Annotated in this window: 21 protein-coding genes; 14 read left to right on the top strand and 7 right to left on the bottom strand. The window is 65.2% G+C overall.

The features are described 5' to 3' along the window. The first annotated feature begins 42 nt into the window (after window positions 1–42). The 3 genes from selD (at window position 43) to J0M27_RS10655 (ending at window position 4,771) form a co-directional block, all read left to right on the top strand. On the top strand, window positions 43–2,319 hold the full coding sequence (gene selD, locus J0M27_RS10665) for a selenide, water dikinase SelD (protein ID WP_294991067.1): 2,277 nt from the start codon (window positions 43–45) through the stop codon (window positions 2,317–2,319). A 220-nt stretch (window positions 2,320–2,539) separates the two neighbouring features. Then, a complete protein-coding gene (locus J0M27_RS10660) occupies window positions 2,540–2,950 on the top strand; it encodes a hemerythrin family protein (protein ID WP_294991064.1) in 411 nt (136 codons plus the stop codon). Window positions 2,951–2,989: 39 nt separating this feature from the next. Continuing rightward, window positions 2,990–4,771, top strand: coding sequence for an ATP-binding protein (locus J0M27_RS10655; protein WP_294991061.1), 1,782 nt, complete (start codon window positions 2,990–2,992; stop codon window positions 4,769–4,771). Here J0M27_RS10655 and J0M27_RS10650 read toward each other — a convergent pair. Together J0M27_RS10650 and J0M27_RS10645 are read right to left on the bottom strand one after the other, a co-directional pair. After that, a complete protein-coding gene (locus J0M27_RS10650) occupies window positions 4,756–5,850 on the bottom strand; it encodes a PQQ-dependent sugar dehydrogenase (RefSeq protein WP_294991058.1) in 1,095 nt (364 codons plus the stop codon). The two genes, J0M27_RS10655 and J0M27_RS10650, sit on opposite strands and share 16 nt — an antisense overlap. 31 nt (window positions 5,851–5,881) lie before the next feature. Further along, window positions 5,882–6,955, bottom strand: coding sequence for an AraC family transcriptional regulator (locus J0M27_RS10645; RefSeq protein ID WP_294991055.1), 1,074 nt, complete (start codon window positions 6,953–6,955; stop codon window positions 5,882–5,884). A 123-nt stretch (window positions 6,956–7,078) separates the two neighbouring features. On the opposite strand from J0M27_RS10645, the gene J0M27_RS10640 reads away from it, so the two are divergent. The 4 genes from J0M27_RS10640 to J0M27_RS10625 are packed head-to-tail and all read left to right on the top strand — an operon-like array spanning window position 7,079 to window position 11,591. Then, window positions 7,079–8,830: a thiamine pyrophosphate-binding protein gene (locus J0M27_RS10640; protein WP_294991052.1), complete on the top strand. Its 1,752-nt coding sequence runs from the start codon at window positions 7,079–7,081 to the stop codon at window positions 8,828–8,830. A gap of 25 nt (window positions 8,831–8,855) precedes the next feature. Next, window positions 8,856–9,755: a bile acid:sodium symporter family protein gene (locus tag J0M27_RS10635; protein WP_294991050.1), complete on the top strand. Its 900-nt coding sequence runs from the start codon at window positions 8,856–8,858 to the stop codon at window positions 9,753–9,755. Continuing rightward, window positions 9,752–10,708, top strand: a complete 957-nt coding sequence (locus tag J0M27_RS10630; RefSeq protein ID WP_294991047.1) for an SDR family oxidoreductase — start codon at window positions 9,752–9,754, stop codon at window positions 10,706–10,708. The genes J0M27_RS10635 and J0M27_RS10630 overlap by 4 nt, the downstream gene beginning before the upstream one ends. A 55-nt stretch (window positions 10,709–10,763) precedes the next feature. Then, on the top strand, window positions 10,764–11,591 hold the full coding sequence (locus J0M27_RS10625) for an SDR family oxidoreductase (protein WP_294991045.1): 828 nt from the start codon (window positions 10,764–10,766) through the stop codon (window positions 11,589–11,591). A 97-nt stretch (window positions 11,592–11,688) separates the two neighbouring features. Here J0M27_RS10625 and J0M27_RS10620 read toward each other — a convergent pair whose 3' ends face one another. Beyond that, window positions 11,689–13,443 carry an alpha/beta fold hydrolase gene (locus J0M27_RS10620; RefSeq protein ID WP_294991042.1) on the bottom strand — a complete coding sequence of 585 codons (1,755 nt, stop codon included), beginning with the start codon at window positions 13,441–13,443 and terminating at the stop codon, window positions 11,689–11,691. A gap of 242 nt (window positions 13,444–13,685) precedes the next feature. Between J0M27_RS10620 and J0M27_RS10615 the strand changes: the two genes are divergently transcribed. Beyond that, window positions 13,686–14,189, top strand: coding sequence for a PEP-CTERM sorting domain-containing protein (locus tag J0M27_RS10615; protein ID WP_294991039.1), 504 nt, complete (start codon window positions 13,686–13,688; stop codon window positions 14,187–14,189). Window positions 14,190–14,307: 118 nt separating this feature from the next. Here the strand turns inward: J0M27_RS10615 and J0M27_RS10610 are convergent, their stop codons facing one another. From J0M27_RS10610 to J0M27_RS10600, 3 genes are read right to left on the bottom strand one after another with little or no spacing between them, the layout of a single operon-like run. Further along, on the bottom strand, window positions 14,308–15,303 hold the full coding sequence (locus tag J0M27_RS10610; RefSeq protein ID WP_294991036.1) for an NADP-dependent oxidoreductase: 996 nt from the start codon (window positions 15,301–15,303) through the stop codon (window positions 14,308–14,310). Window positions 15,304–15,314: 11 nt separating this feature from the next. Continuing rightward, entirely contained in the window at window positions 15,315–16,046 is a 732-nt protein-coding gene (locus tag J0M27_RS10605; protein ID WP_294991033.1) for an LrgB family protein, read from the bottom strand. Beyond that, the gene (locus tag J0M27_RS10600; protein ID WP_294991029.1) at window positions 16,043–16,417 is read right to left on the bottom strand and encodes a CidA/LrgA family protein; all 375 of its coding nucleotides are present in this window, start codon (window positions 16,415–16,417) and stop codon (window positions 16,043–16,045) included. The genes J0M27_RS10605 and J0M27_RS10600 overlap by 4 nt, the downstream gene beginning before the upstream one ends. A 140-nt stretch (window positions 16,418–16,557) precedes the next feature. Between J0M27_RS10600 and J0M27_RS10595 the strand changes: the two genes are divergently transcribed. The 6 genes from J0M27_RS10595 to J0M27_RS10570 are packed head-to-tail and all read left to right on the top strand — an operon-like array spanning window position 16,558 to window position 25,012. After that, the gene (locus J0M27_RS10595; RefSeq protein WP_294991026.1) at window positions 16,558–18,276 is read left to right on the top strand and encodes a class I SAM-dependent DNA methyltransferase; all 1,719 of its coding nucleotides are present in this window, start codon (window positions 16,558–16,560) and stop codon (window positions 18,274–18,276) included. A gap of 51 nt (window positions 18,277–18,327) precedes the next feature. Then, a complete protein-coding gene (locus J0M27_RS10590; RefSeq protein ID WP_294991023.1) occupies window positions 18,328–19,458 on the top strand; it encodes a PDDEXK nuclease domain-containing protein in 1,131 nt (376 codons plus the stop codon). Continuing rightward, window positions 19,448–20,665 (top strand): restriction endonuclease subunit S, encoded by a 1,218-nt coding sequence (locus J0M27_RS10585; RefSeq protein WP_294991020.1) that lies wholly within the window; start codon window positions 19,448–19,450, stop codon window positions 20,663–20,665. Before J0M27_RS10590 ends, J0M27_RS10585 begins: the two co-directional genes overlap by 11 nt. Further along, window positions 20,665–21,111 carry a hypothetical protein gene (locus J0M27_RS10580; RefSeq protein WP_294991017.1) on the top strand — a complete coding sequence of 149 codons (447 nt, stop codon included), beginning with the start codon at window positions 20,665–20,667 and terminating at the stop codon, window positions 21,109–21,111. The genes J0M27_RS10585 and J0M27_RS10580 overlap by 1 nt, the downstream gene beginning before the upstream one ends. Further along, window positions 21,108–21,872: a DUF1829 domain-containing protein gene (locus J0M27_RS10575; RefSeq protein WP_294991014.1), complete on the top strand. Its 765-nt coding sequence runs from the start codon at window positions 21,108–21,110 to the stop codon at window positions 21,870–21,872. Before J0M27_RS10580 ends, J0M27_RS10575 begins: the two co-directional genes overlap by 4 nt. After that, window positions 21,869–25,012, top strand: a complete 3,144-nt coding sequence (locus J0M27_RS10570) for a type I restriction endonuclease subunit R (protein WP_294991011.1) — start codon at window positions 21,869–21,871, stop codon at window positions 25,010–25,012. The genes J0M27_RS10575 and J0M27_RS10570 overlap by 4 nt, the downstream gene beginning before the upstream one ends. A gap of 41 nt (window positions 25,013–25,053) precedes the next feature. On the opposite strand, the gene boxA is transcribed toward J0M27_RS10570, so the two are convergent. Then, entirely contained in the window at window positions 25,054–26,319 is a 1,266-nt protein-coding gene (gene boxA / locus J0M27_RS10565; protein WP_294991009.1) for a benzoyl-CoA 2,3-epoxidase subunit BoxA, read from the bottom strand. Between the last annotated feature and the right edge of the window lie 38 nt (window positions 26,320–26,357).

Raw genomic sequence — 26,357 nt, 5'->3', positions numbered from 1 at the left:
GCGGCTTCGCGTATGATCGGCGGCCCATCCGGAGAGCATTGAATGCAGGCCAAGGCATCACCTGTTTTGCGCGACATCGTCCTGATCGGCGGCGGCCACAGCCATGTCGGCGTGCTGCACATGTTCGCCATGAAGCCGCTGCCCGGCGTGCGCCTGACGGTGATCTGCACCGATACCGATACGCCATATTCGGGCATGCTGCCGGGCTACATCGCCGGGCATTACGGCTTCGACGAAGTCCACATCGACCTGCGCCGCCTGGCCGAATTCGCCGGTGCGCGCTACTATCGCGACGAGGTGACAGGCATCGACCGCCGCGAACGCAAGGTGATCTGCCGCAATCGACCGCCCGTCGCCTACGACGCGCTGTCGATCAACATCGGCTCGACGCCCAGGCTCGACCGGGTGCCAGGCGCCGCCGACCATGCGGTGCCGGTGAAGCCGATCCGCCGCTTCAACGAACGCTGGCTGGCACTGTTCGAGCGCGTGCGCGCCCATGCCGGGACGACCACCATCGCCGTGGTCGGCGCCGGCGCCGCGGGGGTCGAGCTTACGCTGGCGATGCAATACCGGCTGCGCAACGAACTCGTCGCGCTCGGGCGCAATCCCGACGAACTGCGCTTCCACCTGTTTTCCGCCGAGGCGGCCATCCTGCCCACTCACAACACCTCGGTGCGCCGCGCCTTCGAGTCGGTGCTGGCGACACGGGGCGTGGTGACGCACCGCGCCGCGGAAGTGGTGCGAGTCGATGCCGGGCGCCTGCAAACGCAGGCCGGCGAGACGCTCGAAGCCGACGAGATTGTCTGGGTCACCCAGGCCGGCGGCGCCGGCTGGCTGGCCGACACCGGGCTGGCGCTGGACGAGTCGGGTTTCATTCGCGTCAATGATTTCCTGCAGAGCGAGACCGATCCGCAGATCTTCGCCGCCGGCGATTGCGCTTCGATGCGCGGTCAGCGGCTGGAAAAGGCTGGCGTCTTCGCCGTGCGCATGGGCCGCCCGCTGGCGGAAAACCTGCGCCGCACACTGACCCGCCAGGAACTCGCGCGCTATCGACCGCAACTGCGCTGGCTGGCCCTGATCAGCACCGGCGACCGCCACGCCGTCGCCTCGCGCGGCGCGCTCTACGCGCGCGGCGACTGGATCTGGCGCTGGAAGGACTGGATCGACCGCCGCTTCATGCGCAAGTTCACCGAGTTGACGCCGATGGCAGCCGAGCGCCAGTTCGATCGCGACGACGTGCCGCTGGCGGCCGAGGAGCAGTCGCAGGCCATCTCGGCGGTCGCCATGCGCTGCGGCGGTTGCGGTGCCAAGGTCGGCGCCAGCGTGCTGTCGCGTGCCCTGGCCAGCGTGCAGCCGATCGAACGCGACGACGTATTGATCGGCCTGCACGCGCCGGACGACGCCGCCGTGGTGAAGGTGCCGGTGGGAAAGGCCATGGTGCATACGGTCGATTTCTTCCGCGCCTTCATCGACGACCCCTGGACTTTCGGCCGCATCGCGGCCAACCATGCCCTCGGCGACATCTTCGCCATGGGCGCCGAGGCGCAGTCGGCCACCGCCATCGCCACCGTGCCCCCGGGGCTGGAAGCCAAGGTCGAGGACATCGTGTTCCAGATGATGGCGGGCGCGGTCTCGGTGCTCAACGAGGCCGGCTGCGCGCTGGTCGGCGGCCACACCGGGGAGGGCGGCGAACTGGCGCTGGGCTTCGCCATCAACGGCCTGATCGACGAGCGCCTGGCCGGGGTGCTGACCAAGGGCGGCATGCGCCCCGGCGATGCGCTGATCCTGACCAAACCGATCGGCACCGGCACCCTGTTCGCCGCGCACAAGCTGCTGAAAGCGCGCGGCCGGTGGATCGATGCCGCACTGGAATCGATGCAGGTGTCGAACCGCGCCGCGATGCCGGTGCTGCTGGCCCACGGCGCGACGGCCTGCACCGACCTCACTGGCTTCGGCCTGCTCGGCCACTTGGTCGAGATGACCAAGCCTTCGGGAGTCGATGCGGAACTCGACCTCGCCGCGCTGCCGCTGCTGGCCGGCGCCGCCGAATGCGTCGCAGCGGGTGTCCTCAGTTCGCTGCAGCCAGCCAACCTGCGCCTGCGCCGCGCGCTGAAGAACCAGGAAGAGGCCCTGGGCCACGCCAGCTATCCGCTGCTGTTCGACCCGCAGACTGCCGGCGGCCTGCTGGCCAGCCTGCCGGCGGAGCGCGCCGAGGCCTGCCTCGCGGCACTGCGAGCCGCCGGGTATCCGCAGGCCGTCCGCATCGGCCGTGTCCTGGCGCAGGGCAGGGCGCTGGAGCCGATTTCCTTGCTGGCTTGAGAGTCGGCACCCCGCAGGGGCTTCCTTCGGTCGCTGGCGACACGGTGAGCTGGCGGGGCTGGATCTGGCGGGGCATTTCGGCAACGATGGCATCACGGGCATTCGCGTCGCGGGTGCGCTGAACGAGTGAGGATCGGGGTATATACGGATGGCGCCGGGTTTTCATTCCCGGTACGCTGTCGCATACAATTCAACACACTGCCCACGACTGATTCTATCCATGGACGCCAAGTACCATACCGGCATCGACGAAATCGACGCGCAGCATCTGGAGATCGAACAGGTGGCCACTGCCGTGATCGAGGCGGTCGCGACGAAGGAAGCCTGGCATAGCGTGCACTACCTCATGGTGCGGCTTTACGAATTGCTGCGCTTTCATTTCGCCGTCGAGGAGTCGCTGATGCGCATCATTGCCTTTCCCGAGGTGATCGAGCACAAGCGCGTGCATGACGAAATCCTGCAAACCATCGAACGCATGAAGGTAGCCACGCTCGATCCCAACGGCGACGCGGCGCGGGGACACCCGGCGCTGGATTTTTCCTTCCTGCCGCACGTCGTCGACCACGATCGCAAGCTGGCCGATTTCGTTGTCGGCTTTGGCGGACTTGCGCGCCAGCAAGGCGGCGGCTGAGGCAATACCTCGCGCTCCCGGCTGAAGAACCGACAGCCCATGGACCAGAAACACGCGGCGCCGCCGCTCACCGTTTCCGGCGATTCGCTGGAACTCGACCTGACTCGCGCCATGATCACCCGGGGGACGCTGTTCTGCGCCGTCTCGGCGCTGCTGTTCGCGGCGATCTACGGCCTGCGCGGCCCGGTCGAGTTCGCCATGCCGCATGTGCTTGCGGCCTTGGTGCTGGGTTTGATCGCCGTGGTGCCGGGTCGCGATCCTGGCTTTTCCCTGCTTCTCGCCATCACGCTCGGTATGCTGCTGTTCGGCTACCAGTTGCTGCTGCTGGCCTCGATCAACAACGGCATCGTGATCTGGCTGCTGGTGCCCTTCGTTGCTGTGGTGATGCTCGGCCGTTTCCGCCTGGCGGCGTATTGCATGCTCGTGGCGATCATCGAAACCGTCGGCGTGGTGGTCGCGGCCCGCCAGGGCTGGTTGCAGCCCAAAGTGGTGGTGCCCGAGGCCGAACTGGTCATGGCCATGTCGGTCATCGCGGTCCTGACCATCAGCGGATTCTTTGCCTACATCGCGCTCGATGCGCGTCGCAGGCTGACGCGGGAGTTGGCGCTACGCAACGAGGCCTTGCGCCGCGCCCTCGAGGAAACTTCGCAAGCGCGGAACGTGGCGGTCGAGGCGTCGCAGGCCAAGGAGCGGTTCTTCGCCAACCTGACGCACGAAATACGCACGCCATTGACCGGCATCGCCGGCACCGTGGAACTGATGCGCCAGTCCACGCTTTCCCCCGAGCAGGCACCGCTGGTCAAGGCCCTGTGGAGCAGCACCAGCAATCTCGTCGACCTGGTGAATGCCATCCTCGACCATGCCCGGATGCGCGCTGGACATGTCAGCGTCGAACCGGCGCCCTTCGATCTGAACGCCATGGCCAGCGACCTGCGTGCGCTGTTCGGTGCGCGCGCCGGCGACAAGGGACTGGCGTTCGAGGTCGACCTGGCGCCGGACCTGCCGCAATGGATCGAGACCGATGGCGTCAAGCTGCGGCAGATCGCCGCCAACCTGATTTCCAATGCGCTCAAGTTCACCGCCAGCGGTACGGTCGGCGTTCGCCTGTCGGCCGCCGATGGCGGCCGCAAGCTGCACCTCGCGGTGAGCGACAGCGGCATCGGCATCGGCGCCGACAAATTGCGCGCCGTGTTCGAGCCCTTCGTCCAGGCCGACGAATCCATCGCCCGCAGCTATGGCGGCACGGGTCTCGGCCTGGCGATTGCGCGTCAGCTGGCGCAACTTCTTGGCGGCACGCTGGAAGCCACTAGCCGCCCCGGCAGCGGATCTATCTTCAGCCTCGTGATGCCGCTGCGCGTGGCGCAGGCGCCGATCGCCCCCGCGCCTGTCGCCGTTGCAGTCGCTGCGCCGGCCGGTGCCGGCCTGCGCGTGCTGCTGGCGGAAGACAACCCGGTCAACCAGTTGGTGGCCTGCGCGATGCTCCAGAGGCTGCAGGCGGTTGTCGATGTCGCCGCCGATGGTGAGCAGGCGGTGGCGATGGCCGAGGCGGGCGGCTACCACGCGATCCTGATGGACCTGCAGATGCCGGGCATGGACGGCATCTCCGCGACGCGCGCGATCCGCGCCCGCGAACGCGACCGCGGCAGGCCGCCGCTGCCCATCATCGCCATGACCGGAAATTCGGCCGAGGATTACGGCGTGGCCTGCACTGCGGCCGGCATGAACGGATTCATCACCAAGCCGGTCAAGCTGGAGCAGCTGCGCGAAGCGCTGGCGGTGCTGCTTGCGCCGCAGACGGCGCCCGTTCAACGCGCGCCGTAGCGGATGCGATAGATCGCGCCGGCCTGGTCGTCGGCCACCAGCAGCGATCCGTCAGGCAGCACCAGCACGTCGGCCGGCCGGCCCCAGGCCGATTCGCCCTGCAGCCAGCCGCTCGCGAAAGTTTCATAACTCACGGCGCGGCCATCCTTCACGCGCACCAGCGAAACCCTGTAGCCGATCTTCTTCGAGCGGTTCCACGAGCCGTGCTCGGCGATGAAGATCTGGTTGCGGTACTCAGCGGGGAACATCGTGCCGGAGTAGAAGCGCATGCCGAGTCCCGCCACGTGCGGGTCGAGTTTCCGCGCCGGCGGTTCGAAGTCGGCGCACTTGCGCCGCACGCCGTATTCGGGGTCGGCGATCTCGCCGCCGTGGCAATACGGGTAGCCGAAATGCATGCCGGCGCGTGGTGCGCGATTCAGTTCATCGGGCGGGACATCGTCGCCCATCAGGTCGCGGCCGTTGTCGGTGAACCACAGCGTGCCGTCGACAGGGCTCCAGTCGAAGCCGACGCTGTTGCGCACGCCGCGCGCGAATACCTCGCGCCCCGAGCCGTCGGCGTTCATGCGCAATATGGATGCGTAGGGCTCGCCGGGTTCGCAGATGTTGCAGGGCGCGCCGACTGGCACGTAAAGCTTGCCGTCGGGGCCGAAGGCAATGAACTTCCAGCCGTGGTGGGTGTCATGCGGCAGGCTGTCGGTGACCACCACCGGCGCTGGCGGATTGTCGAGGCGATTGTCGATGTCATCGTAGCGCAGGACGCGGTTCACCGCGCCGACATACAGCGCGCCATTGCGCCAGGCCAGGCCGCTGGGCATGTTCAGTCCGGCGGCGACGCGGATCGCGGCGCCGGCGCGATAGGCGGCGTCGAAGCGCACCGCGTGCACGGTGCCGGCCCGGCGCGAGCCGACGTAGAGCACGCCACCCCGGGTGTCGGTCGCGCCCAGCGCCATCTGGCGCGCGTTGTCTACCTTCGCCCAATGCTCGATCGAAAAGCCGGGAGGCAGCTTGATGCTGCCCAGCGATTGCGCGACGGTGAGCGGCGGAAAGATCATCAAGGCAAGCATGATGAGTTGGCGCATGGCGTTGTCTCCGGGACGGGGGTGCTGCAATTCAGGTCGAGGGTGGTGCGTGGCGGGCACGCCAAGCGGACGGCGTGGTGTCGAACCAGTGGCGGAAGGCGCGGGTGAACGAGCTTTGCTCGGCATAGCCCAGCAGCAGGGCGACATCCAGAGCCGACAAGGCGGCATCGCGCAGATACACCTGCGCCAGTTCGCGGCGCGTGTCGTCGAGCAGCCCCTGAAACGAACAGTCGGCGCTGGCGAGACGGCGTTGCAGGGTGCGCGGCGTGATGCCCATGGCGCCGGCGACGTGCGCCAGGGTCGCCTCGCACTTCGGCATCAGCGGTGCCAGCACCCGGCGGACCTGGGCGGCGATGCCGGTGTCGCCGTGGCGGCGCTCGATGAAACGGCGCGCTTCGTCGCACATTGCCAGGTTGAGTTCGGCATCGGCCTGGACCAGCGGTTGCTCCAGCAGTTCGGCGGCGAACAGCAGCGCGTTCTCGCCAGCGTCAAAGCGCACGGGGCAGGCAAAAAAATTGGCGAAGGGCAGGCTGTCTTCCGGCGCGGCATGGCGGAACCGTGCTTCGCGCAGGGGCAGATCGGCGCCGGCGATCCAGCGCCCGAGGCCATACCAGCTGGCGATCAGGGATTCCGCCAGGACGTCGCTGTAGGGCAGGCCGGCTTCGCTGGCCTCGGGCAGGATGACCCAGGAGAACTTGAGGGCATCGCCTTCGCGGGCAAGTCGGGTTTCGCTGTAGCCGGCGTCGAAAACGACGTGGCGATAGCGGGGTACCAGGCTGATGGCCTCGCCGAGGTTGCGGCAAGTCATCAGCGCGTAGCCGAGTACCTCGAAGGTGTCCGGCCGGGCGTGGCGGCCGAATTCGAGGCCGAGGTCGCGCCGGCCGGTGAGGACCAGCGCCGAACGAAACAGCGCGAGCAGTGCCGGGAGCGGGATGCGCGCCTGCGCCGGATCCCAACCGGCGAGATCGGCGCCGGCGTGGCGCAGCAGCCCCTGACGCGGCAGGCCGAAGCGCTCGACCAGTTCGCACAGGCGGCGCGCATAGCCGGCGCCGACGCCGGGCGCGGCGGCCGGGTCGGGCTCGGGCTGGGGATCGGTTCGTCGCATGCTGTCGTGAAATGACAAAGTGGGTGGCATTCTGCGACAAGCGATGTTTTGCGGCAAGCGACTAATCTTGCGCAAAAGCGTCGCTCGCGGGCGATGACAAGAATTCTTTGCAAGGAGGCAATCATGGCTGAAATCAGTGGCGGCGAAATCCTCGCCCGCATGTTGCAGAAGGAAGGCGTCGAGAAGGTCTTCGGCATCATCGACGGCACCTATTTCGGTTTCTATTCGGCGCTGCACCGGCTCGGCATCGAGATCGTCACGCCGCGCCACGAAACCTGCGCCGCGCACATGGCCGGCACCTATGCCCGGCTGACCGGCAAGCTCGGCGTCTGCATGGCCAGCAACGGCCCCGGCGTCGCCAACCTGCTGCCCGGCCTGGTGGTCGAGCAGGCCGACGGCAACCGCGTGCTGGCGATCACCAGCGCGCGCCGGCCGACCATCATGTATCCCGATCGCGGCGGCAGCTACCAGTGCTTCGACCAGAGCGGGGTCATCGGCAAGATCGGCAAGTGGAGCGCGGCCGTGTCCTCCTTCGACCGGGTGCCGGAACTGATGCGCAAGGCCTTGCGCAAGAGCTGGGAAGGCCGGCCCGGCGTGGTGCATCTGGACGTGCCGGAAACCATCATGAACGGCAAGGTCAAGGCCGAGGTGGCGTTCTGGGCGCCGCACCAGTACCGCAACGCCGTGCCGTCAGCGCCGACTCTTGAACAGGTGAAGCAGGCGGCCGACTGGCTGATCGCGGCGGGCGCTCCGATGATCCACGCCGGCAGCGGCATCATCCATTGCCACGCCTACGACGCCCTGCGCCGCGTCGCCGAACTGCTGCACGCGCCGGTGACCACGAGCTGGGCGGCGCGTGGCATGTTGAGCGAGGATTCGCCGCTGGCCATCACCATGCCCCACGTCAAGCTCAACCACAAGGTGCGCAACGACGCCGACGTGGTGCTGATCCTCGGTTCGCGCATCGGCGAGACCGACTGGTGGGGCAAGCCGCCCTACTGGCGCCATCCATCCGAGCAGAAGACCATACAGGTCGACATCGATGCCGACATCATCGGGCTGAACAAGCCCGCCGACCTCGGTGTGGTGGCCGATGCCAAACGCTTCCTCGAAAGCCTGGGCGACGAACTGGAGAAGCGCCAGGGCGAGATCAAGCTTGATGCCCGCCGCGCCCGCGTCGCCGGCTACGCGAAGACCATGCAGGAGGATCGCGCCGGCTGGGACAAGGCGCTTTCCGACATGGCGGTGCCGATGCATCCGGCGCACATCGGCGCTGTCTGCCAGGAAGTATTCCCCGCGGATTCGGTGCTGGTCGCCGACGGCGGCAACGCGACGATCTGGGCCATGTTCTACCACCGCGTCACGGTGCCCAACACGGTGGTCTCCACTTTCAAGTTCGGCATGCTCGGCGCCGGCACCTCGCAGGCCGTGGCCGCCGCGCTGGCGCGGCCGGGCAAGCCGGTGTGCTGCATCATCGGCGACGGCGCCATGGGCTTCCATTCGCAGGAAGTCGAGACGGCGGTGCGCAACAAGGCGCAGGTGATCTACATCGTTCTTGCCGACAAGCAGTGGGGCATGGTCAAGATGAACCAGCAGTTCATGCTGCGGCCGATCAAGACCATGATCTTCAAGCACCTCGATCCCGACGAAACGATCAAGGCCGACCTCGGCGAAATCAAGTTCGACAAGCTGGGCGAGAGCATGGGCGCCTACGGCGAGCGCGTCTCCGATCCGGCGGCTTTGAAACCCGCGCTGCAACGCGCGCTGGCGACCGGCGGCTGCGCCGTGATCCACGTCGATGTCGATCCGGTGAAGCACATGTGGGCGCCGGGTTTGATACATTTCAAGAAGATGCACGAGGAACCGAAGGCTTAATCCAGACGCGGGCGGAGGCGATGCCATGAACGAGATGGACCTGGTCCGGCTGAATTTCAATCCGGGTTCGCTGTGGCTGCTCAACGCCATCATCGGCCTGGTGATGTTCGGCGTCGCGCTCGACCTCAAGGTGGCGGACTTCAAGGCCGTGCTGACCATGCCCAAGCCGGTGATCATCGGCATAGTCGGGCAGTTCCTGCTGCTGCCCGCCTTCACCTTCCTGCTGATCATGGTGATCAAGCCCTCGGCCAGCATCGCGCTGGGCATGATGCTGGTGGCCGCCTGTCCGGGCGGCAACATCTCGAACTTCCTGACGCACTACGCCAAGGGGAACACCGCGCTGTCGATCACCATGACGGCCTTGTCCACCGCCGTGGCCATCGTCATGACGCCGCTCAACCTGTCGCTGTGGGGCGGGCTGAACCCGGAAACGGCAAAGATCCTCAAGGTGGTTGCCCTCGATCCGCTGGACATGCTGCTCGCCGTGTTCCTCCTGCTGGGTCTGCCGATGATCGTCGGTATGTGGGCCGGCCATCGCTTTCCCGTGTTCGTCGAACGCGCCCACAAGCCGGTGAAGATTTTTTCCATCGGCGTCTTCGGGCTCTTCGTCATCGGCGCGCTGGCGGCCAACTGGCGCTACTTCCTCGACTATGTCGGATTCGTGGTGATCGCGGTATTCCTCCACAATGCACTCGCACTGAGCACCGGCTATTTCGCGGCGAAGTTCAGCGGCCTGCCCGAGCGCGACCGGCGCGCGGTGTCGATTGAAGTCGGCATCCAGAACTCGGCGCTGGGCCTGATCCTGATTTTCAATTTCTTCGACGGCCTCGGCGGCATGGCCATCGTCACCGCCTGGTGGGGCATCTGGCACATCGTTTCCGGCCTCACGGTGTCGACCTACTGGAGCCGCCGGCCGCCGCCATGAACCCGGCCTGCGTCCTCGTCACCGGCAGTTCCGGCTACCTCGGCAGCCAGGTGGTGGCGGCGCTGGCGGCGCGCGGCGACATCGAGGTGATCGCGCTCGACCTGCGCGACCCGGCGCAACGCCTGCCGGGCGTGATCTACGAAAGTGCCGACATCCGCGCCGCCGAGGTCGATGCCATCGTCGGCCGCCACCGGCCGCGCGTCGTGGTGCATCTGGCCTCGATCGTAACGCCGGGGAAAAAGAGCAATCGCGAGTTCGAGTTCAGCGTCGATGTCGGCGGCACCCGCAATCTGCTCGAAGCCTGCCTGGCGCATGGCGTCAGGCGCATCATCGTTTCGTCCAGCGGCGCCGCCTACGGCTACCACGCCGACAACCCGGAGTGGCTGAGCGAGGCCGACCCGGTGCGCGGCAACCAGAGCTTCGCCTATTCCTGGCACAAGCGCCTGGTCGAGGAAATGCTTGCCGAGTACCGCGCCAGCCAGCCGCAACTGGAGCAGATCGTGTTCCGCATCGGCACCATCCTCGGCGCGACGGTGCATAACCAGATCACCGACCTCTTCGAAAAGCCGCGCCTGATCGCGATCAAAGGCTCCGATAGCCCCTTCGTCTTCATCCACGACCAGGACGTGGTCGGCGCCATCGTGCAAGGTGTCGATTCGACCGTGACCGGCATTTTCAACGTCGCCGGCGACGGCAAGCTTTCGATTTTCGAGATCGCCGAGCGCCTCGGCAAGCGTTGCGTAGTGCTTCAGCCCGGCCTGCTGCAGGCGGCATTGTGGCTGCTGAAGAAGCTGGGCATGACCCGGTACGGCCCCGAGCAGATCGATTTCCTGCGCTACCGCCCGGTGCTGGCCAACCGGTGCCTCAAGGAGGAGTTCGGCTACGTGCCGAAACTGACCTCCGCCGAGGTCTTCGACCTGTGGCGCCGCTCGCGTCAAGGCAAGGCCCGATGACAATTGAGCCGGTGAAACCACCGTTCGGGCTGAGCCTGTCGAAGCCCCGTGTGCAATGACTAGCCGCGAATTCAAGGGCAAGGTCGTTCTCATCACCGGCGCCGCCGGCGGCCTTGGCGCCGCCCTGTGCCGGACTTATGCCGCCGCCGGCGCACGCATCGCCGCCCTGGATTTCGATGCGCGGAAACTCGATGCCCTGGTTTCCGAATTGCGCGCCGGCGGAGCAGAGGCCCTGGGCATCCCCGGCGACATCACCGAATCCTCCGCCTGCGTCTCGGCGGTGGCCGCCACGCTGGCGCATTTCGGCGCGCTCGACGGCCTGATCAACAACGCCGGCATCAGCGCCCGCAGCCTCTTGCAGGACACCGATCCGGCGGTGATCCGCCGCGTCATGGAAGTGAATTTCTTCGGCGCGGCGAACCTGACGCGCGCGGCGCTGGGATCCATCGTCGCACGCCGCGGCTTCGTCGTCGCCATCTCCAGCGTCGCCGGCTTCGCGCCGCTGACCGGCCGCACCGGTTATGCCGCCAGCAAGCATGCGCTGCATGGCTTTTTCGACAGCCTGCGCAGTGAAGTGGAAGGCGCCGGTGTAGGCGTCACCGTGGTCTGCCCGTCGTTCATCCGCACCGGCATCGGCGCCGCCGCCACCGACGGCAGCGGCGCGCCGGTCAGCGGTCCGCGCATCACCACCGGCGGCGAATCCTCGCCCGAGGAAATCGCCGGGCGCATTTTCTCGGCCGTGGCGGAAGGCCGCGCGCTACTGCTGCCCGACAGCACCTCGCGCATGGCCTGGTGGCTTTCCCGGCTGGCGCCGGGGCTCTACGCCCGAATCATGAAGCGCCGGGTGGGTGGCGAATTCGCCAGTCGTTCGCGGCCGGCGTGACCGGCATCGCTCGGAGGTGGATCGCCGCCCCGCCAGCGACCGAAGGAAGTCCCTGTGGGGCGCCGACTTTTCGTGGCGTCCCGCCAAGGACGTCGCGTCATCGCGCCCGGTGATCCAGCCACTCGGCCACCAGCGGCCATAACGCGGCCTCGCTCGGCGGCTTGAAGAAGCCGAAGTGGCCGATGCGCGCGAGGCCATGCTGCGCGGGTTCGACCAGGCGGAAATCGACGGCGCGCCGCCGGTAGGCGCCGTGCAGCAGGCGCGAGCCCTCTTCGAGCAGCAGTTCGTCGTCGGCGAAGGTCAGGGCCAGTACCGGGTAGTCGGCCGTGGCATAGGCTTCGCGGGCGCCGGGTTCGCCCGTGAGCAGGTAGTCCGGCGTCAGGCACCAGCGCCGCCACTGGTACAAGGCACCGGTGGGCAGGTCGCCGACGACGCCGATGCGGGAGCCGGGAAAGTAGCCGAACAGCGGGCACAGTGCGGGCGCCAGCACGTGCCACAGCAGGGGCGCGGAACGTTTCAGGCGCGGCGTCAGGTGGCGCGTCGCGCCGCTGCCGACGGCGATGTTGACCAGCCCCGCGAGGCGCTCGCGTGAAGGCAGCAGCGGCGCCACCTGGCCGCCGAAGCTGTGACCGACGACGAACAGCGGATCGTCGGGCGTGGCGGCGACGATCGTCCGCAGCAGGGCGTCGTAATCCTTGCGCAGCCAGTCGTTGAGGTCGGCCTTCAGCTTGCGGCGCGGACCGCTCAGCGAGTCGCCGATGCCGCGATAGTCGAAGGTCCAGGTGGTATAGCCGCGTCGCGCCAGGAAGCGCGCGAAGTTGGCATAGAAGGCCTGCGGCACGGCCATCGCCGCCGCGATGACGACCTGGCCGCGGACGGGGCCGTGCGGATCGAAGCGGCAGGCCGCGAGGCGGTGGCCGTCGCTGGCGGGGAAATGGATGGGTGTCATGCTCGCCCGACGCGAACCGATGCCTGGAACGGGTGGCTCAAGCCATCTGCCGCCGCGGTTTGCCGGTTCGCCCGTGCGCGTCGCCCGGCTTGTTCTTGACCACGGGCATGGGCGATTTCCAGTAGCAGGCGACGTCGAATCTGCAGGCTCCGGAATCGAGGTGAAGAAGGCTGATCGTGACCATCGTCGAGTCTCCTGGGGTTGGCCGGCATCGGTGCCGTGGTTTCGCGACCGCCGTGTCGCCGCCGAATGACTATATACCCGACGACGTCGACACTGCTCGGGACGTGGCGTCGCAATAGTCGGCGCCGGTGGTACGGCGATGGTGGTGCCGAATCGTCGCCACCCGCGCGACCAGGCCGACGCAGTTGCAGCATGCCCAAGCTGGCGAAGCGCCGTGACGTGGCGCAGGTCGGGATGGACGGCCGCGTGGATCGCGAACGATGCGTGACTCCGCTGATGGGGCAAGGCCGGGTGACGTCCTGCGGCGCGCCGGTCGGGCCGCGCCACACCCAGCGCACGCAGGCAACGAAGGCCAGCGCCGAAGCGCCGAAGACCAGCAACTGCATGGCGTCCGAGCAGGAAGGCCAGCGCCGCACCGACGATCCAGCCCGACAGCAGCATGCCCGCCGTCCACCACGGACCCCAGGCCAGCACGGTTGCCGGCACCAGGGGCAAGTTGCCGAGCAGCGGCAGCAGCGCCGCCATTACCGAACTGGCGAGGAATATGCCGATTCCCACGGCCGCGTAGCCGGCCAGCACTTGCTCGATCTGCGCCGCGTATTGCCGCGCGACGAAAACTCCGGCGGCAAACAGCGCCATGACCCAAAGGCCGTTGCCAACCGATGGCCGGGCTTCCGGCCAGGTCAGCGCGTGGCGCAGCGGAATGGTCGGGATTTTCATGGGAGGAGATGGCCGGGGTCGGTAGGCGGCACTTTACGTCTTTGGCGTGCAACGGAGCAGGAGGCTGTGGTCGATCGCAGCCTCCGACCTGATTCAGCACAACTATTTCGCTACTTGGATTCCGGTAGTTGGACTACCGAGAACCCTGTATTGACCAGTTATCGTGGGTTGGTATATTAGGCATATGTCATCGTTGTCGGGCGTGTTTGGCCGATTTTGAGTTAGTTTTTCTTGGAGAAATCATGTCAATAAGAGTCTTGGTATCGGCATCAGTGTTTGCAGTGTTCTTGTCGAGTTCTGGTGCTGCGTGGGCTGAGAAAGAGGCCCAGATATCTGGCGGCGTCTGCTCCTTCAGCGAGTTTGCGACGGGGGGGTTATTGATGCTTTATAGATGCAAGAACACGAGGGGTGTCATAGCTACCGATCTGCACCTGGAAATCTCGTACCTGGGCGATGACGGCAAGCCAATCGCAAGACTGACCAAGGGACGGGATTTCCCACCGCCTGACGGTACTTTCCCGGTCAAAGATGGCGATCTCTATACGCCAAATGGAGTTATCGGCGCAACGATCTGGAAAAACGGTGAGTTAATGAATGGCGGCGTGGCCGATCCGGAGTGGAAGAACGTCAGAGTGACGGGACACTGGACTCCGACCGCCATCCCCGAGCCCGAAACCTACGCGATGCTGCTCGTAGGCCTCGGAGTGCTCGGCGTGATCCGGCGTCGCCGGACGCGCCTCGGTTGATCGCGGCCTCGGCAACGACGAAAAGCGGGAGGCGTCGCTCCCGCTTTTCTGTTTCGAAACGCGCCGCTCGCCCTGCCGCGACGACGAATCAATGCATTTTTCGCGACCCCCTTGCCGCTTAAGGCAGTACCGCCAGCTTGCCGTGAACGCCGCCCGTCTCCGAAATGCGCAACGCTTCCGGCGCCTGCGCCAGCGGCAACTCCCGGTCGATCTTGACCCGCAGTTCGCCGCGCGCGATCTTGTCCAGGAGCAGCGCCAGCTGCGCGCCGTCCTCGCGCATGAACCAGTAGCGATAGGCCACTCCCTGCGCACGAGCCGCCGCCCGCGGCTTGCGCGAGAGCAGCCAGAACACCGGCGCCAGCCAGGGCTTGGCAAACTCGGCGGCGATTTCCGGCGTTGGCAGGTCACCGATGCTGACCACGCGGCCGCCGCGCCTCGTGTGGGTGATCGAGCGCAGCAGGGTTTCGCCTCCCATCGTGTCGAGCACCGCGTCGAAGGGCGCGCACTCGTTCCTGAAGTCGGCTTGGCGGTAATCCACGCACACATCGGCACCGAGTTCTCGCAGCCAGTCGTGGCTGGCCGCCGAGGCGGTGGTAGTGACTTGCGCGCCCAGGCCCTTCGCCAACTGGATCGCCAGGTGGCCGACGCCACCACCACCGGCGTGGATCAGCACGCGCTCGCCGGGGGCGACCTGCAATACCTCGGTCAGGCATTGCCAGGCCGTCAGCCCGGCCAATGCCACCGCCGCGGCGGGCGCGAAATCCACGCCCGCGGGAATCTTCGCCAGGTCTTGCTGGCGTGCCGGCACGAACTCGGCAAACGCCCCCATGCGCGCCTTGTCCAGCCGCGCCGCGACGCGGTCGCCAACTGCGAAGCCCTCTACCCCGGGACCAAGTGCAGTCACCACGCCGGCCGCATCGTTGCCGAGGATCGCCGGCATGCGGTAGGACTGCAGCGCGCGCAGCATGCCGTTGCGTGTCTTGAAGTCGACCGGGTTCACGCTCGCCGCTTCCATGCGGAATACCAGTTCGCCGGCGCCGGGAGTCGGCGCCGGCAGCACGCCGACCTGAACTACCTCCGGGCCGCCGTAGCGTTGGATGTAACAGGCTTGCATTTCCTCTCCTTTCAACCCGTCATCAGCGACACCAGCAAGGGCAGCAGCAGCGCCGTGGCCAGGCCATTCAAACCCATCGCCAGCGCGGCGAAGGCGCCGGCCTGTTCACTTTCCTGGAAGGCACGCGCCGTGCCGATGCCGTGCGAGGCGATCCCCAGTGCGAAGCCGCGCACCGCCTCGTCCTTGATGGCCAGCAGGCGATACACGTAGCGCGCGCCGATGGCGCCGAGGATGCCGGTCATGATCACCAGCACCGCAGTGAGCGAGGGCAGGCCGCCGATGCGCTCGGCGATGCCCATGGCGATCGGCGTCGTCACCGACTTCGGCGCCAATGACAACTGCGTCACCCGGCTGCCGCCCAGGGCCGCCGCCACCGCCACCGCCGACACTGCCGCCGTGACCGAGCCCGCCACCAGCGTCAGCAGCAGCGGCAGCGCCAGGCGCCTGAGGCGCGCCAGTTGGGCGTAGAGCGGGATCGCCAGGGCCACCGTGGCCGGGCCGAGCAGGAAATGCACGAACTGCGCGCCCTCGAAATACGTGGCATAGGGCGTGCCCGTCGCCCACAGGATCGCCACCAGCGCCAGCACCGAAAGCAGCACCGGGTTGGCCGCCGGGTGGCCGTTGCAGCGCTTGTGTAGCCAGAAGGCCGCCTGGTAGGCCAACAGCGTCAGCGTCAGGCCCAGCAGCGGCGAGGCCGAGAGATAGACCCAAATCTCGCCCAGGCGCGGCGTCACCGGGTTCATGATTCCCGCCCTGCGTCGGCGCCGCCACGCGCCATCAGTGCGCGCATGAGTGCACGCAAAAGCAGCGCACTCACCGCGATGGTGACCACCGTGCTGATCAGCAATGACGCCACGAGCGCCAGCCATTCGTCCGCCAGTCGGCCGAAATGCAGCATAACCCCGGTCCCCGCCGGAACGAACAGCAGCGACAGGTGCTGCAGCAACCCGTTGGCCGTGCCGCGCAATTCGTCCGATACCGCCCCACGCACCGCCAGCGTGGCGAACAGCAGGCCCATGCCGATCACTGGCCCGGGCACGGGCAGGGCGAAGAACTGGGCGATGACTTCACCGAGCAGTTGGTAGACGAGGAGCAGGGTGAGGGCGAGGAGCATGGGCGTTCGGCAGATGTAGACGCCCTGGATGATATCGCCAGAGCCGTCCCGCCAGCGCCGACTTTTCCGGTGTTCAGCGATTCCGCGATAGCCGACGCCTCGCCGATCTGTGCGATGATTCGCCCCTAGTCGAACGGCATTTGGCGGGCACCCTGAACCGCTTGCCGCTGGCCCTTCTCTCCGGACTGCGCACCATGGACGACAAGCAGCAACAATTCCTCAACGACCTCGACAAGCGCCTGTGGACCGCCGCCGACAAGCTGCGCGCCAACCTCAACCCCGGCGACTACATGCACGTCGTCCTCGGCCTGGTCTTCCTCAAGTACGTCTCCGACGCCTTCAAGGAACGCCGCGAGGAACTCAAGGCCGCCTTCGCCGACCCGGCCAACGATTACTATCTCGGCGAAGACGGCACCGAGCTGATCGAGCAGGAACTCGAAGCCCGCGACTACTACACCGAGAAGAACGTGTTCTGGGTGCCGTCCCTGGCCCGCTGGGATTTCCTCAAGGCCAGCGCCAAGGTCGCCATCGGCACGAAGCTCGAAGTCAGGAATGGCAAGACCTTCGAATACAAATTCACCGGCATCGGCCGCCTTCTCGACGACGCCCTCGAAGCCGTCGAGAAGGAGAACCCCAGGCTCAAGAACGTACTCGACAAGAGCTACGCCCGCTGGCGTATCGACAGCGCGCTGCCCGGCCTGATCGACCTGCTGGCCACCGTGCCCTTCAAGCACGAAAGCCTGCACGCCAAGGACATCCTTGGCCACGTTTACGAATACTTCCTCGGCGAATTCTCGATTGCCGCCGGCAAGCGCGGCGGCGAGTTCTACACGCCCAAGAGCATCGTCGGCCTGATCGTCGAAATGCTCGAACCCTTCCAGGGCCGGGTGTACGACCCCTGCTGCGGCTCCGGCGGCTTCTTCGTCCAGAGCGAGCGCTTCGTGCTGGAGCACGGCGGGCGCATCGGCCAGCTCTCCATCTACGGCCAGGAAGCCAACCCCACCACCTGGCGCCTAGCCTCGATGAACATGGCCATCCGCGGCATGGACTTCGACTTCGGCAAGGAGCCGGCCAGCACCTACAACAAACCCCAGCACCCGGATTTGCGCGCCGACTTCATCATGGCCAATCCGCCCTTCAACATGAAGGAGTGGAACGAAGGCGTGAAGGACGACGACGTGCGCTGGAAGTACGGCGTGCCGCCGCCCAACAACGCCAACTTCGCCTGGATGCAGCACATGATTCACCACCTGGCGCCGCACGGCAGCATGGCGCTGCTGTTGGCCAATGGCTCGATGAGCAGCAACACCAACAACGAAGGCGAAATTCGCAAGGCCCTGATCGAAGCCGACCTGGTCGAATGCATGGTCGCGCTGCCCGGCCAGCTCTTCACCAACACCCAGATACCCGCCTGCATCTGGTTCCTCACCCGCAGCAAGGCCGAACGCAATGGGGTGCGCGCTCGCCGTGGCGAAACCCTGTTCATCGACGCCCGCAACCTCGGCTACATGAAAGACCGTGTCCTGCGCGACTTCAAGCCCGAGGACATCGCCAAGGTGGCCGACACATTCCACGCCTGGAAATCCATCCCGCGTCATTCCCGCGAAAGCGGGAATCCAGCGGCATATCAAGACATCCCCGGCTTCTGCAAGGCGGCCGAACTCATCGACATCCGCAAGAGCGACTACGTCCTCACCCCCGGCCGCTACGTAGGCGCCGCCGCGCAAGTGGCGGACGGCGAAGCCTTCGAAGACAAGATGGCCCGCCTCACCGCCACGCTGCGCGATCAATTCGCCGAGAGCGCCCGACTGGAGGCTGAAATCCGCAAGAACCTGGCGGGGCTGGGTTATGAGCTTTGATGCTCGCACTTGTGCAATGACCCCTTGCACAAGCTCGACGCGGTCCCGGCCATGAGTTCCAAGACCCTCAATTTCGCCGGCCTCGTCACCGCCATCCGCGAGGCGGATGCCGCCCTGGCCGAGCAGGCCAGCCGCGCTGTCAACGTCAGCCTTACCCTGCGCAACTGGTTCATCGGCTACCACATCGCCGAATTCGAACTGCAAGGCGCCGACCGCGCCACCTACGGCGACAAACTGCTGCCCGAACTATCCAAGGCCCTGCGCGACCAGTCGGTCAGCAACAGCGGCCGGCGCCAGCTCTACGGCTACCTGGCCTTCTACCGCGCCTATCCCCAGATAGTGCGGACAGCGTCCGCACTATCTGCCCAGGTTGTATCCCGCCCGCTGCTGGAAGAAAAAGTGCGGACACTGTCCGCACAATCGCCGACCGCTCCCGCGCCAGACCCGGAAACCCTCATCGGCCGTCTTTCCTACAGCCATTTCGAGCAACTGGTGGAGCTGCAAGACCCGCTCCAGCGCCGCTTCTACGAAGTCGAAGCCCTGCGCGGCAACTGGTCGGTGCGCGAACTCAAGCGCCAGATCGCCAGCCAGTATTTCCAGCGCAGCGGCCTTTCCACCGACAAGGAGGCCCTGGCCCGCCTCGCCCACGCGCAGGCCGAGCCGCAGCACAGCCGCCAGGTGATCCGCGATCCCTACGTCTTCGAATTCCTCGGCCTCAAGCCGCAAGAGGTCATGGGCGAAAGCCAGCTCGAAGACGCTCTGCTCGACAAGCTGCAAGAATTTCTGCTCGAACTCGGCCACGGCTTCTGCTTCGAAGCCCGGCAGAAGCGTTTGCTGATCGGCGGCGAACACTTCTTCGTAGACCTGGTCTTCTACCACCGCATCCTCAAGTGCCATGTGCTGATCGAGCTGAAGAACGACGCCTTCAAGCACGAACACCTGGGCCAGCTCAACAGCTACGTCGGCTACTACGCCAAGAACGAAGTGGCCGAAGGCGACCAGCCGCCCGTCGGCATCCTGCTATGCACGCGCAAGAACGAGGAGCTCGTCGAATACGCCCTGGCCGGCATGAGCAACCAACTATTTGTTTCACGCTACCAGGTGCAATTACCAGGCAAGGAGGAGATCGCAGCCTTCCTGCATAAGGCGGCGGCGGAGTTGGGGGGCGGGAATGGCACTTGACCTTCGTCCATTCGGGCAATTATTTGCCGAACCAACACGGAATGGACTGACACGGCCCAAAGCAGTACGAGGCGCCGGTACGAAGATGGTCAACATGGGTGAGCTGTTTGCGAATCCTCGAATCCAAAACATCGAAATGGATCGTGTCCCGCTGAGCGAGGATGAGTCGCACCGTTATCTATTGGAGGCTGGAGATCTATTGTTCGCGAGGCAATCCCTTGTTCTGGAAGGTGCCGGGAAATGCTCCATTTTCTTGGGAGACCACGAGCCAGTTACGTTTGAGTCGCATGTAACTCGTGTTCGGCTGAACAAGGAAGAAGCGGACCCACGCTTCTACTACTACTGGCTTCAGTCGCATGACGGCCGTGCTGCCATCAAGAGCATTGTTGAGCAGGGAGCAGGAGCAGCAGGTATTCGAGGCAGTGATTTACAAACACTGGATGTAGCTTGGTGTCCTGTTAAGCGACAGACTTCCATAGCCGACATCCTCGGCACCCTCGATGACAAGATCGAACTGAACCGCCGCATGAACGAAACCCTCGAGGCCATGGCGCGGGCAATCTTCAAGTCATGGTTCGTCGACTTCGACCCCGTTCGCGCCAAGGCCAGCGAATTGATCGCAGAAGGCACTCTGCAAATCGGCGACGGTTATCGCGCGAAGAACGAAGAACTTGGAACCTATGGTGTTCCATTCATTCGCGCCGGTGAACTCAACAACGGATTTGACACTGTCAATGCCGAGCGATTGAAACCGGACCGCCTGCTGGCAGCCAAGGGCAAGCTCTCAATCGTCGGTGATGTTGCGTTTACGTCGAAAGGCACGATCGGTCGTTTCGCACGAGTTGCCGAGCATACCGAGCCATTTGTTTATTCTCCACAAGTCTGTTTCTGGCGCAGCCTTCGTCCGGAAATCATTCATCCGGCAGTTCTTTATTGCTGGATGCAGTCAGGCGAGTTCGTGTCCCAGATCGATGGTGTTGCAGGACAAACGGATATGGCCCCGTATGTTTCGCTGCGCGACCAGAAAGCAATGGAAGTTCCTAGATTCCATGAATCACAAGGACAAGTGGGTGAAAGCATCGTGCCTTTGCTTCGCCTGATCTCTGAAAAACAGGCCGAGAGCCTTAACTTGGCCAACCTGCGAGACACGATGCTCCCCAAGTTGCTTTCCGGCGGGTTGCCTACGAAAACCAACAGGAGTCACTGATGGCCGAGATACATTTGACCCAATCCGAAGCCGAAGCGTTGATCGCAATGGAGAAACACAGGCTCGACGAAGAACGCCATAACTACCCCACGTCGGGATCGCTGGTCGTTCCGCTGCAATCGCCAGACAAGCGAGAACAATTCATGCTCGACATCCGTCGTGGGCGCATCGATCTGCTCAAGGGGAAATACCAGACGCGGGCACGGCAAGTCGTGGCGCTGGTACGGCTGGATTTCGGCGGCGCGCCGCACCGGAACCCGGATGGGCAGGAGGTCGGATCGCCCCATCTCCATATCTACCGCGAGGGCTTTGGCGACAAGTGGGCGGCACCAATTCCCATAGAGCACTTCCCCCGCATCGATGACTTGTGGGGCACGCTGGATGACTTCATGAAATACTGCCGAGTAACGATTCCGCCCCATATCGAACGAGGGCTGTTCACATGATCCAGGACATCCAGAAACTTCTCGACGACTACACCGCCTGGCTGAGGGACAAGACCTCGCTGCGGGAAGTCGCGGATTGGGTCGAGATCACGACGCCGTATCTCGACCGTCACAACGACTACATCCAGATTTACGCAAAGCGAGCCAACGGATCATTCGTGCTGACCGACGACGGTTACACCATCGGCGATCTGGAGCAGAGCGGCTGCAAGTTGAATAGCCCGAAGCGACAAGACCTGCTGAAGATGACGCTGAATGGTTTCGGCGTCCAACTGCACGGCGAAGCTCTCGAAGTGCATGCAACACCCGACAACTTCGCCCTGCGCAAGCACAATCTGGTGCAGGCGATGCTGGCCGTGAACGACATGTTCTATTTGGCCGTACCTATGGTGGCGAGCCTGTTTTACGAGGACGTCGTGTCGTGGCTCGACCTGCACGACGTGCGCTACACGCCGAAAGTGAAGTTCTCCGGCAAGACTGGCTACGACCATCTGTTTGATTTCGTGATTCCGAAGTCCCGGCAACAACCGGAGCGGATCATCCAGACGATCAATCGCCCCAACCGCGATACCGCACAGGCTGTGGCATTTTCATGGATCGACACCAAAGAAGTTCGCCCGCCGGAGTCGAAAGCCTTTGCGTTGCTTAACGATGCGGACATCGTAATTTCCTCCGCTGTTACTGACGCGCTTCAGAATTACGACGTGCGTCCGATCCCTTGGAGCAAACGTGAGGAGGTTTGGCAGGAGTTGGCGGCGTGACCGAGGGCGACCTCGAACAGCTCGCCCTCACCTGGTTCCAGGACTCCGGCTGGGATTACCTCCACGGCCCGGACATCGCCCCCGACAGCGACACGCCCGAACGCGGCGACTACCGCCAGGTGCTGCTGCCCGGCCATCTCCACGCCGCGCTCCATCGCCTTAATCCGACTATCCCCGAAGCCGTCCTCGACGAGGTCGCCCACCAACTCGCCAAGCCCGACCATCCATCGCTGATTCTCTCCAACCGCGCCTTCCACGAAGCCCTGATCGCCGGGGTGCCGGTCGAGGTGGAAATTGCCGGCGAGAAGCGCGGCGACCGGGTGCAGGTGATCGACTTCGAGCACCCGGAGCGCAACCGCTTCGTGGTCGTCAATCAATTCACCATTCAAGGCAGCAAGCAGCCGCGCCGGCCCGATCTGGTCTGCTTCATCAACGGCCTGCCGGTGGCGGTGATCGAGCTCAAGAACCCGGCCAACCAGCAGGCGGACATCTGGGCCGCCTACAACCAGTTGCAGACCTACAAGGAGGAGATCGCCGACCTCTTCGTCAGCAACGAGGCGCTGGTGATTTCCGACGGCCTGCATGCGCGCATCGGTTCGCTGACTGCCAGCCGCGAACGCTTCCTGCCTTGGCGCACGGTGAAGAACGAGAACGACCGGCCGCTCTTGGAATTCGAACTGGAAAAAGTGGTGCGCGGCTTTTTTGCGCCGGAACTGCTGCTCGATTACCTGCGCTACTTCGTGCTGTTCGAGACGGCGGACGGTCAGGTGGTGAAGAAGATCGCCGGCTACCACCAGTTCCACGCGGTGCGCGCGGCCGTCAAGGCGGCGGTGATCGCGGCGATGCAGCCGGCGCCGAATACGGCACAGGACCAATGGGCCACCTACGCCGAGCGGGTGAAGCCCGGCTCGCGCATGGGAGGCATCGTCTGGCACACCCAGGGCTCGGGCAAGAGCATTTCCATGGTCTGCTTTGCCGCCAAGCTGATGCAGCAGAAGGAAATGCAGAACCCGACACTGGTGGTGGTCACTGACCGCAACGACCTCGACGGCCAGTTGTTCCAGACTTTCGTCGGCGCCCGCTCGCTGCTGCGCGAGACGCCGCAGCAGGCCACCAATCGCGACGAACTGCGCGCGCTGCTGGCGGATCGCCCTTCCGGCGGCATCATTTTCACCACAGTGCAGAAGTTTACGCCGGAGCCGGGCGAGGCGGTGTTCCCGCTGCTGTCGGCGCGCACCAACATCGTCGTCATCGCCGACGAGGCGCATCGCTCGCAATACGGCTTTCGCGCCGTGCTAGACAAGAAGACCGGCCGCTACAAATACGGTTTCGCCAAGCACCTGCGCGACGCGCTGAAGAACGCCACCTTTGTCGGTTTCACCGGCACGCCGGTGGAAGGCGCGGACAAGGACACCCGCGCCGTCTTTGGTGACTACGTCAGCATCTACGACATCCAGGACGCGGTGGACGACGGCGCCACGGTGCCGATCTTCTACGAGAGCCGCCTGGCCAAGCTGGACCTCAACCCGGCCGAGATGGAGCAGCTCAACGCCGACGTGGAAGAGGTGTTCGAGGACGAGGAAGACGCGGCGCTCAAGGAGGCGGCCAAGACCCGATGGGCGGCGCTGGAAAAGCTGGTCGGTGCCCAGCCACGCATCGATCAGGTGGCGGCGGACATCGTGCAGCACTTCGAGGCGCGCAACGGCGCGGTGGAAGGCAAGGCGATGATCGTCGCCATGAGCCGCGAAATCTGCGCCAGGCTCTACGCGGCCATCGTCGCCCTGCGGCCGGCCTGGCACAGCGACGACCCGGCGCAGGGCGCGATCAAGGTGGTGATGACCGGCTCGGCGGCGGACAGTGCGCTGTTGCAGCCCCACATCTACAACGCCACGACCAGGAAGCTGCTGGAGAAGCGCTTCAAGGACGCCGCCGATCCGCTGAAAATCGTGATCGTGCGCGACATGTGGCTCACCGGCTTCGACGTGCCCTGCCTGCACACCATGTACGTGGACAAACCGATGCGCGACCACAACCTGATGCAGGCCATCGCCCGGGTGAACCGCGTCTTCCACGACAAGGAAGGCGGCCTGGTGGTGGATTACATCGGCATTGCCGCCGAACTGCGCAGCGCCTTGCGCACCTACACCGAGAGCAAGGGCAAGGGCCAGCCGGCGCTGGATGCCGCCGAGGCACTGGCCAAGCTCAAGGAATTGATGGATGTGGCGCGCGGCCTGCTGCACGGCTTCGACTTCGGCGCATACCGGACGACGGCCGCGGCCCTGCTGCTGCCGGCAGCCAACTTCGTGCTCGGGCTGGAAGAGGGCAAGAAGCGCTGGGCCGACGCGGTGCTGGCTATCACCAAGGCCTTCTCGCTGTGCGGCACGCTGGATGAGGCGATTGTCCTGCGCGAGGAAATCGCCTTCTTCCAGGCTATCAAGGCGGTGATTGCCAAGGCCACCGAGTCGGACAAGAAGCTCTCGGAAGATCGCCAGAATGCGGTGCTCAAGCAAATCCTCGACAACGCCGTGGTGGCCCAGGGCGTGGAAGACATCTTCAAGCTGGCGGGGCTGGACCGGCCGGACATCGGCATTTTGTCGGATGCCTTCCTCGAAGAAGTGCGCCAGTTGCCGCAGCGCAACTTTGCCATCGAGTTGCTACAGAAACTGCTCAACGATCAGGTCAAGTCCCGCGCCCGGACCAACGTGGTGCTGGAGCGCAAGTTCAGCGAACGCCTGCTGGCGGCGCTGAACCGCTACCGCAGTCGCGCCATCGAAAGCGCCCAGGTGATCGAAGAACTGATCGAGATGGCCAAGGAGTTCCGCGCCGCTGCCCAGCGTGGCGATGCGCTGGGCCTCAACGAATCGGAGTTGGCCTTCTATGACGCGCTGACCGACAACGAAAGTGCGGTGCGCGAGCTGGGCGATCAGACCCTGAAGCAGATCGCCGTCGAAATCACCGAGAAGCTGCGCAACAGCACCACAGTGGATTGGCAGAAGCGCGACAGCATCCGCGCCCGGCTGCGCAATCTGGTGCGCATTACGCTGCGCCGCTACAAGTACCCGCCGGACCAGCAGGAGGAAGCGATTCGCCTTGTGCTGGATCAGGCTGAGCGCCTGTCGGACCAGTGGTCAACGGGCTGAGTCGCCGTCCCCCCAGCGCCGACTCTTGAGCCTCCGCTACCTCAATACGTTTCCACGTGATACCGCCCCTGCTGCAGCATCTGCGGGCGCAGTCCGTTCCAGTCCAGTCCGTTGGCCTGGCATAGCGCGGTGAAGGCTTCCTCGACGCCTTTTTCCATGCCCTTCAGGCCGCAGATATAGACGTAGGTGTTCTCGTCCTTCAGCAGGCGCGCAACGTCCTCGCCGCGCTCGCGAAGCAGGTCCTGCACGTAGCGCTTGGGTTCGCCGGGAACGCGCGAGAAGCCGAAATTGATGTCGATGAACTCCTTGGGCAACTTGGTCAAGGGCCCGAAGTAAGGCAGTTCGCCGGAGCTGCGGGCGCCGAAGAAGAGCATCTGCTTGCCCAGGCTCTCGCCGGAGCTGAACTTGCGGCGGCGTCTCTCGGTCATCGCGCGCATGGGCGCCGAGCCGGTGCCGGTGCAGATCATCAGCAGGTGGCTGCCGGGGTGGTTGGGCATCAGGAAGCTGGTGCCGTAGGGGCCGACGACATTGACCTTGTCGCCCTTCTTCAGGTCGCACAGGTAGTTCGAGCCGATGCCGTGCGCGGCCTTGCCTTCGTGGTCCTCGGTGACGCGCTTCACGGTCAGCGAGAGGTTGTTGTACTTGGGGCGCTCGCCTTCGCGCGGGCTGGCCACCGAATACAGGCGCACGTGGTGGGGTTTGCCATTCGCGTCGAGGCCGGGCGGCAGGATGCCAATGGTCTGGCCTTCGAGCACGGGGAAGGAGGCGTTGCCGAAGTCGAGGACGATGTGGCGGATGTCGCTCGATGCGTCCTCGGCGGTGAGGCGGAAGTTGCCGCTGACGGTGGCCACGGCCGGCTGGTGGATGCCGTAGAGGTTCACGTAAGGGTGGGCGGCGGACCACGGCGGCGGCGCCGTGCCGCCCTGGCCGGCGGTGGAGGCCGCGGCGATCTGTGCGACATCCTCTGGCGTTTCGCCCGCCGTGTTGCCAGCGCCGACTTCCGTGCCCGCGCCGGCCGTGCCGCCTTGGTCGAGGGCGATCTGTCCGGGCAGGCTGTCCCACAGCAACTGTTCCGCGATCGGGTAGGCCCGGTCGGCCGGCATGTTGCGCCAACTGTCGATGGCGCCGGTGGGGCAGGGCGAGATGCAGTTGTAGCAGAGCTTGCACTTGGCCGCGTCGATCACGTAGTTGCGCGAGTCGTGGCTGATCGCATCGACCGGGCAGGTCTCCTCGCAGGTGTTGCAGCGGATGCAGATCTCGGGGTCGATCAGGTGTTGGCGCAGGATGGTCGCTGGGGCGGCGGTCATGTTGTTTTCCTTGGCTTTATGGGCGTGCCAATGGTAGC

It is taken from the genome of Sulfuritalea sp. (assembly GCF_017302275.1).
In the GTDB taxonomy this organism is placed as follows: Bacteria; Pseudomonadota; Gammaproteobacteria; order Burkholderiales; family Rhodocyclaceae; genus Sulfuritalea.
This window is presented reverse-complemented; position numbering and strand designations above follow the sequence as displayed.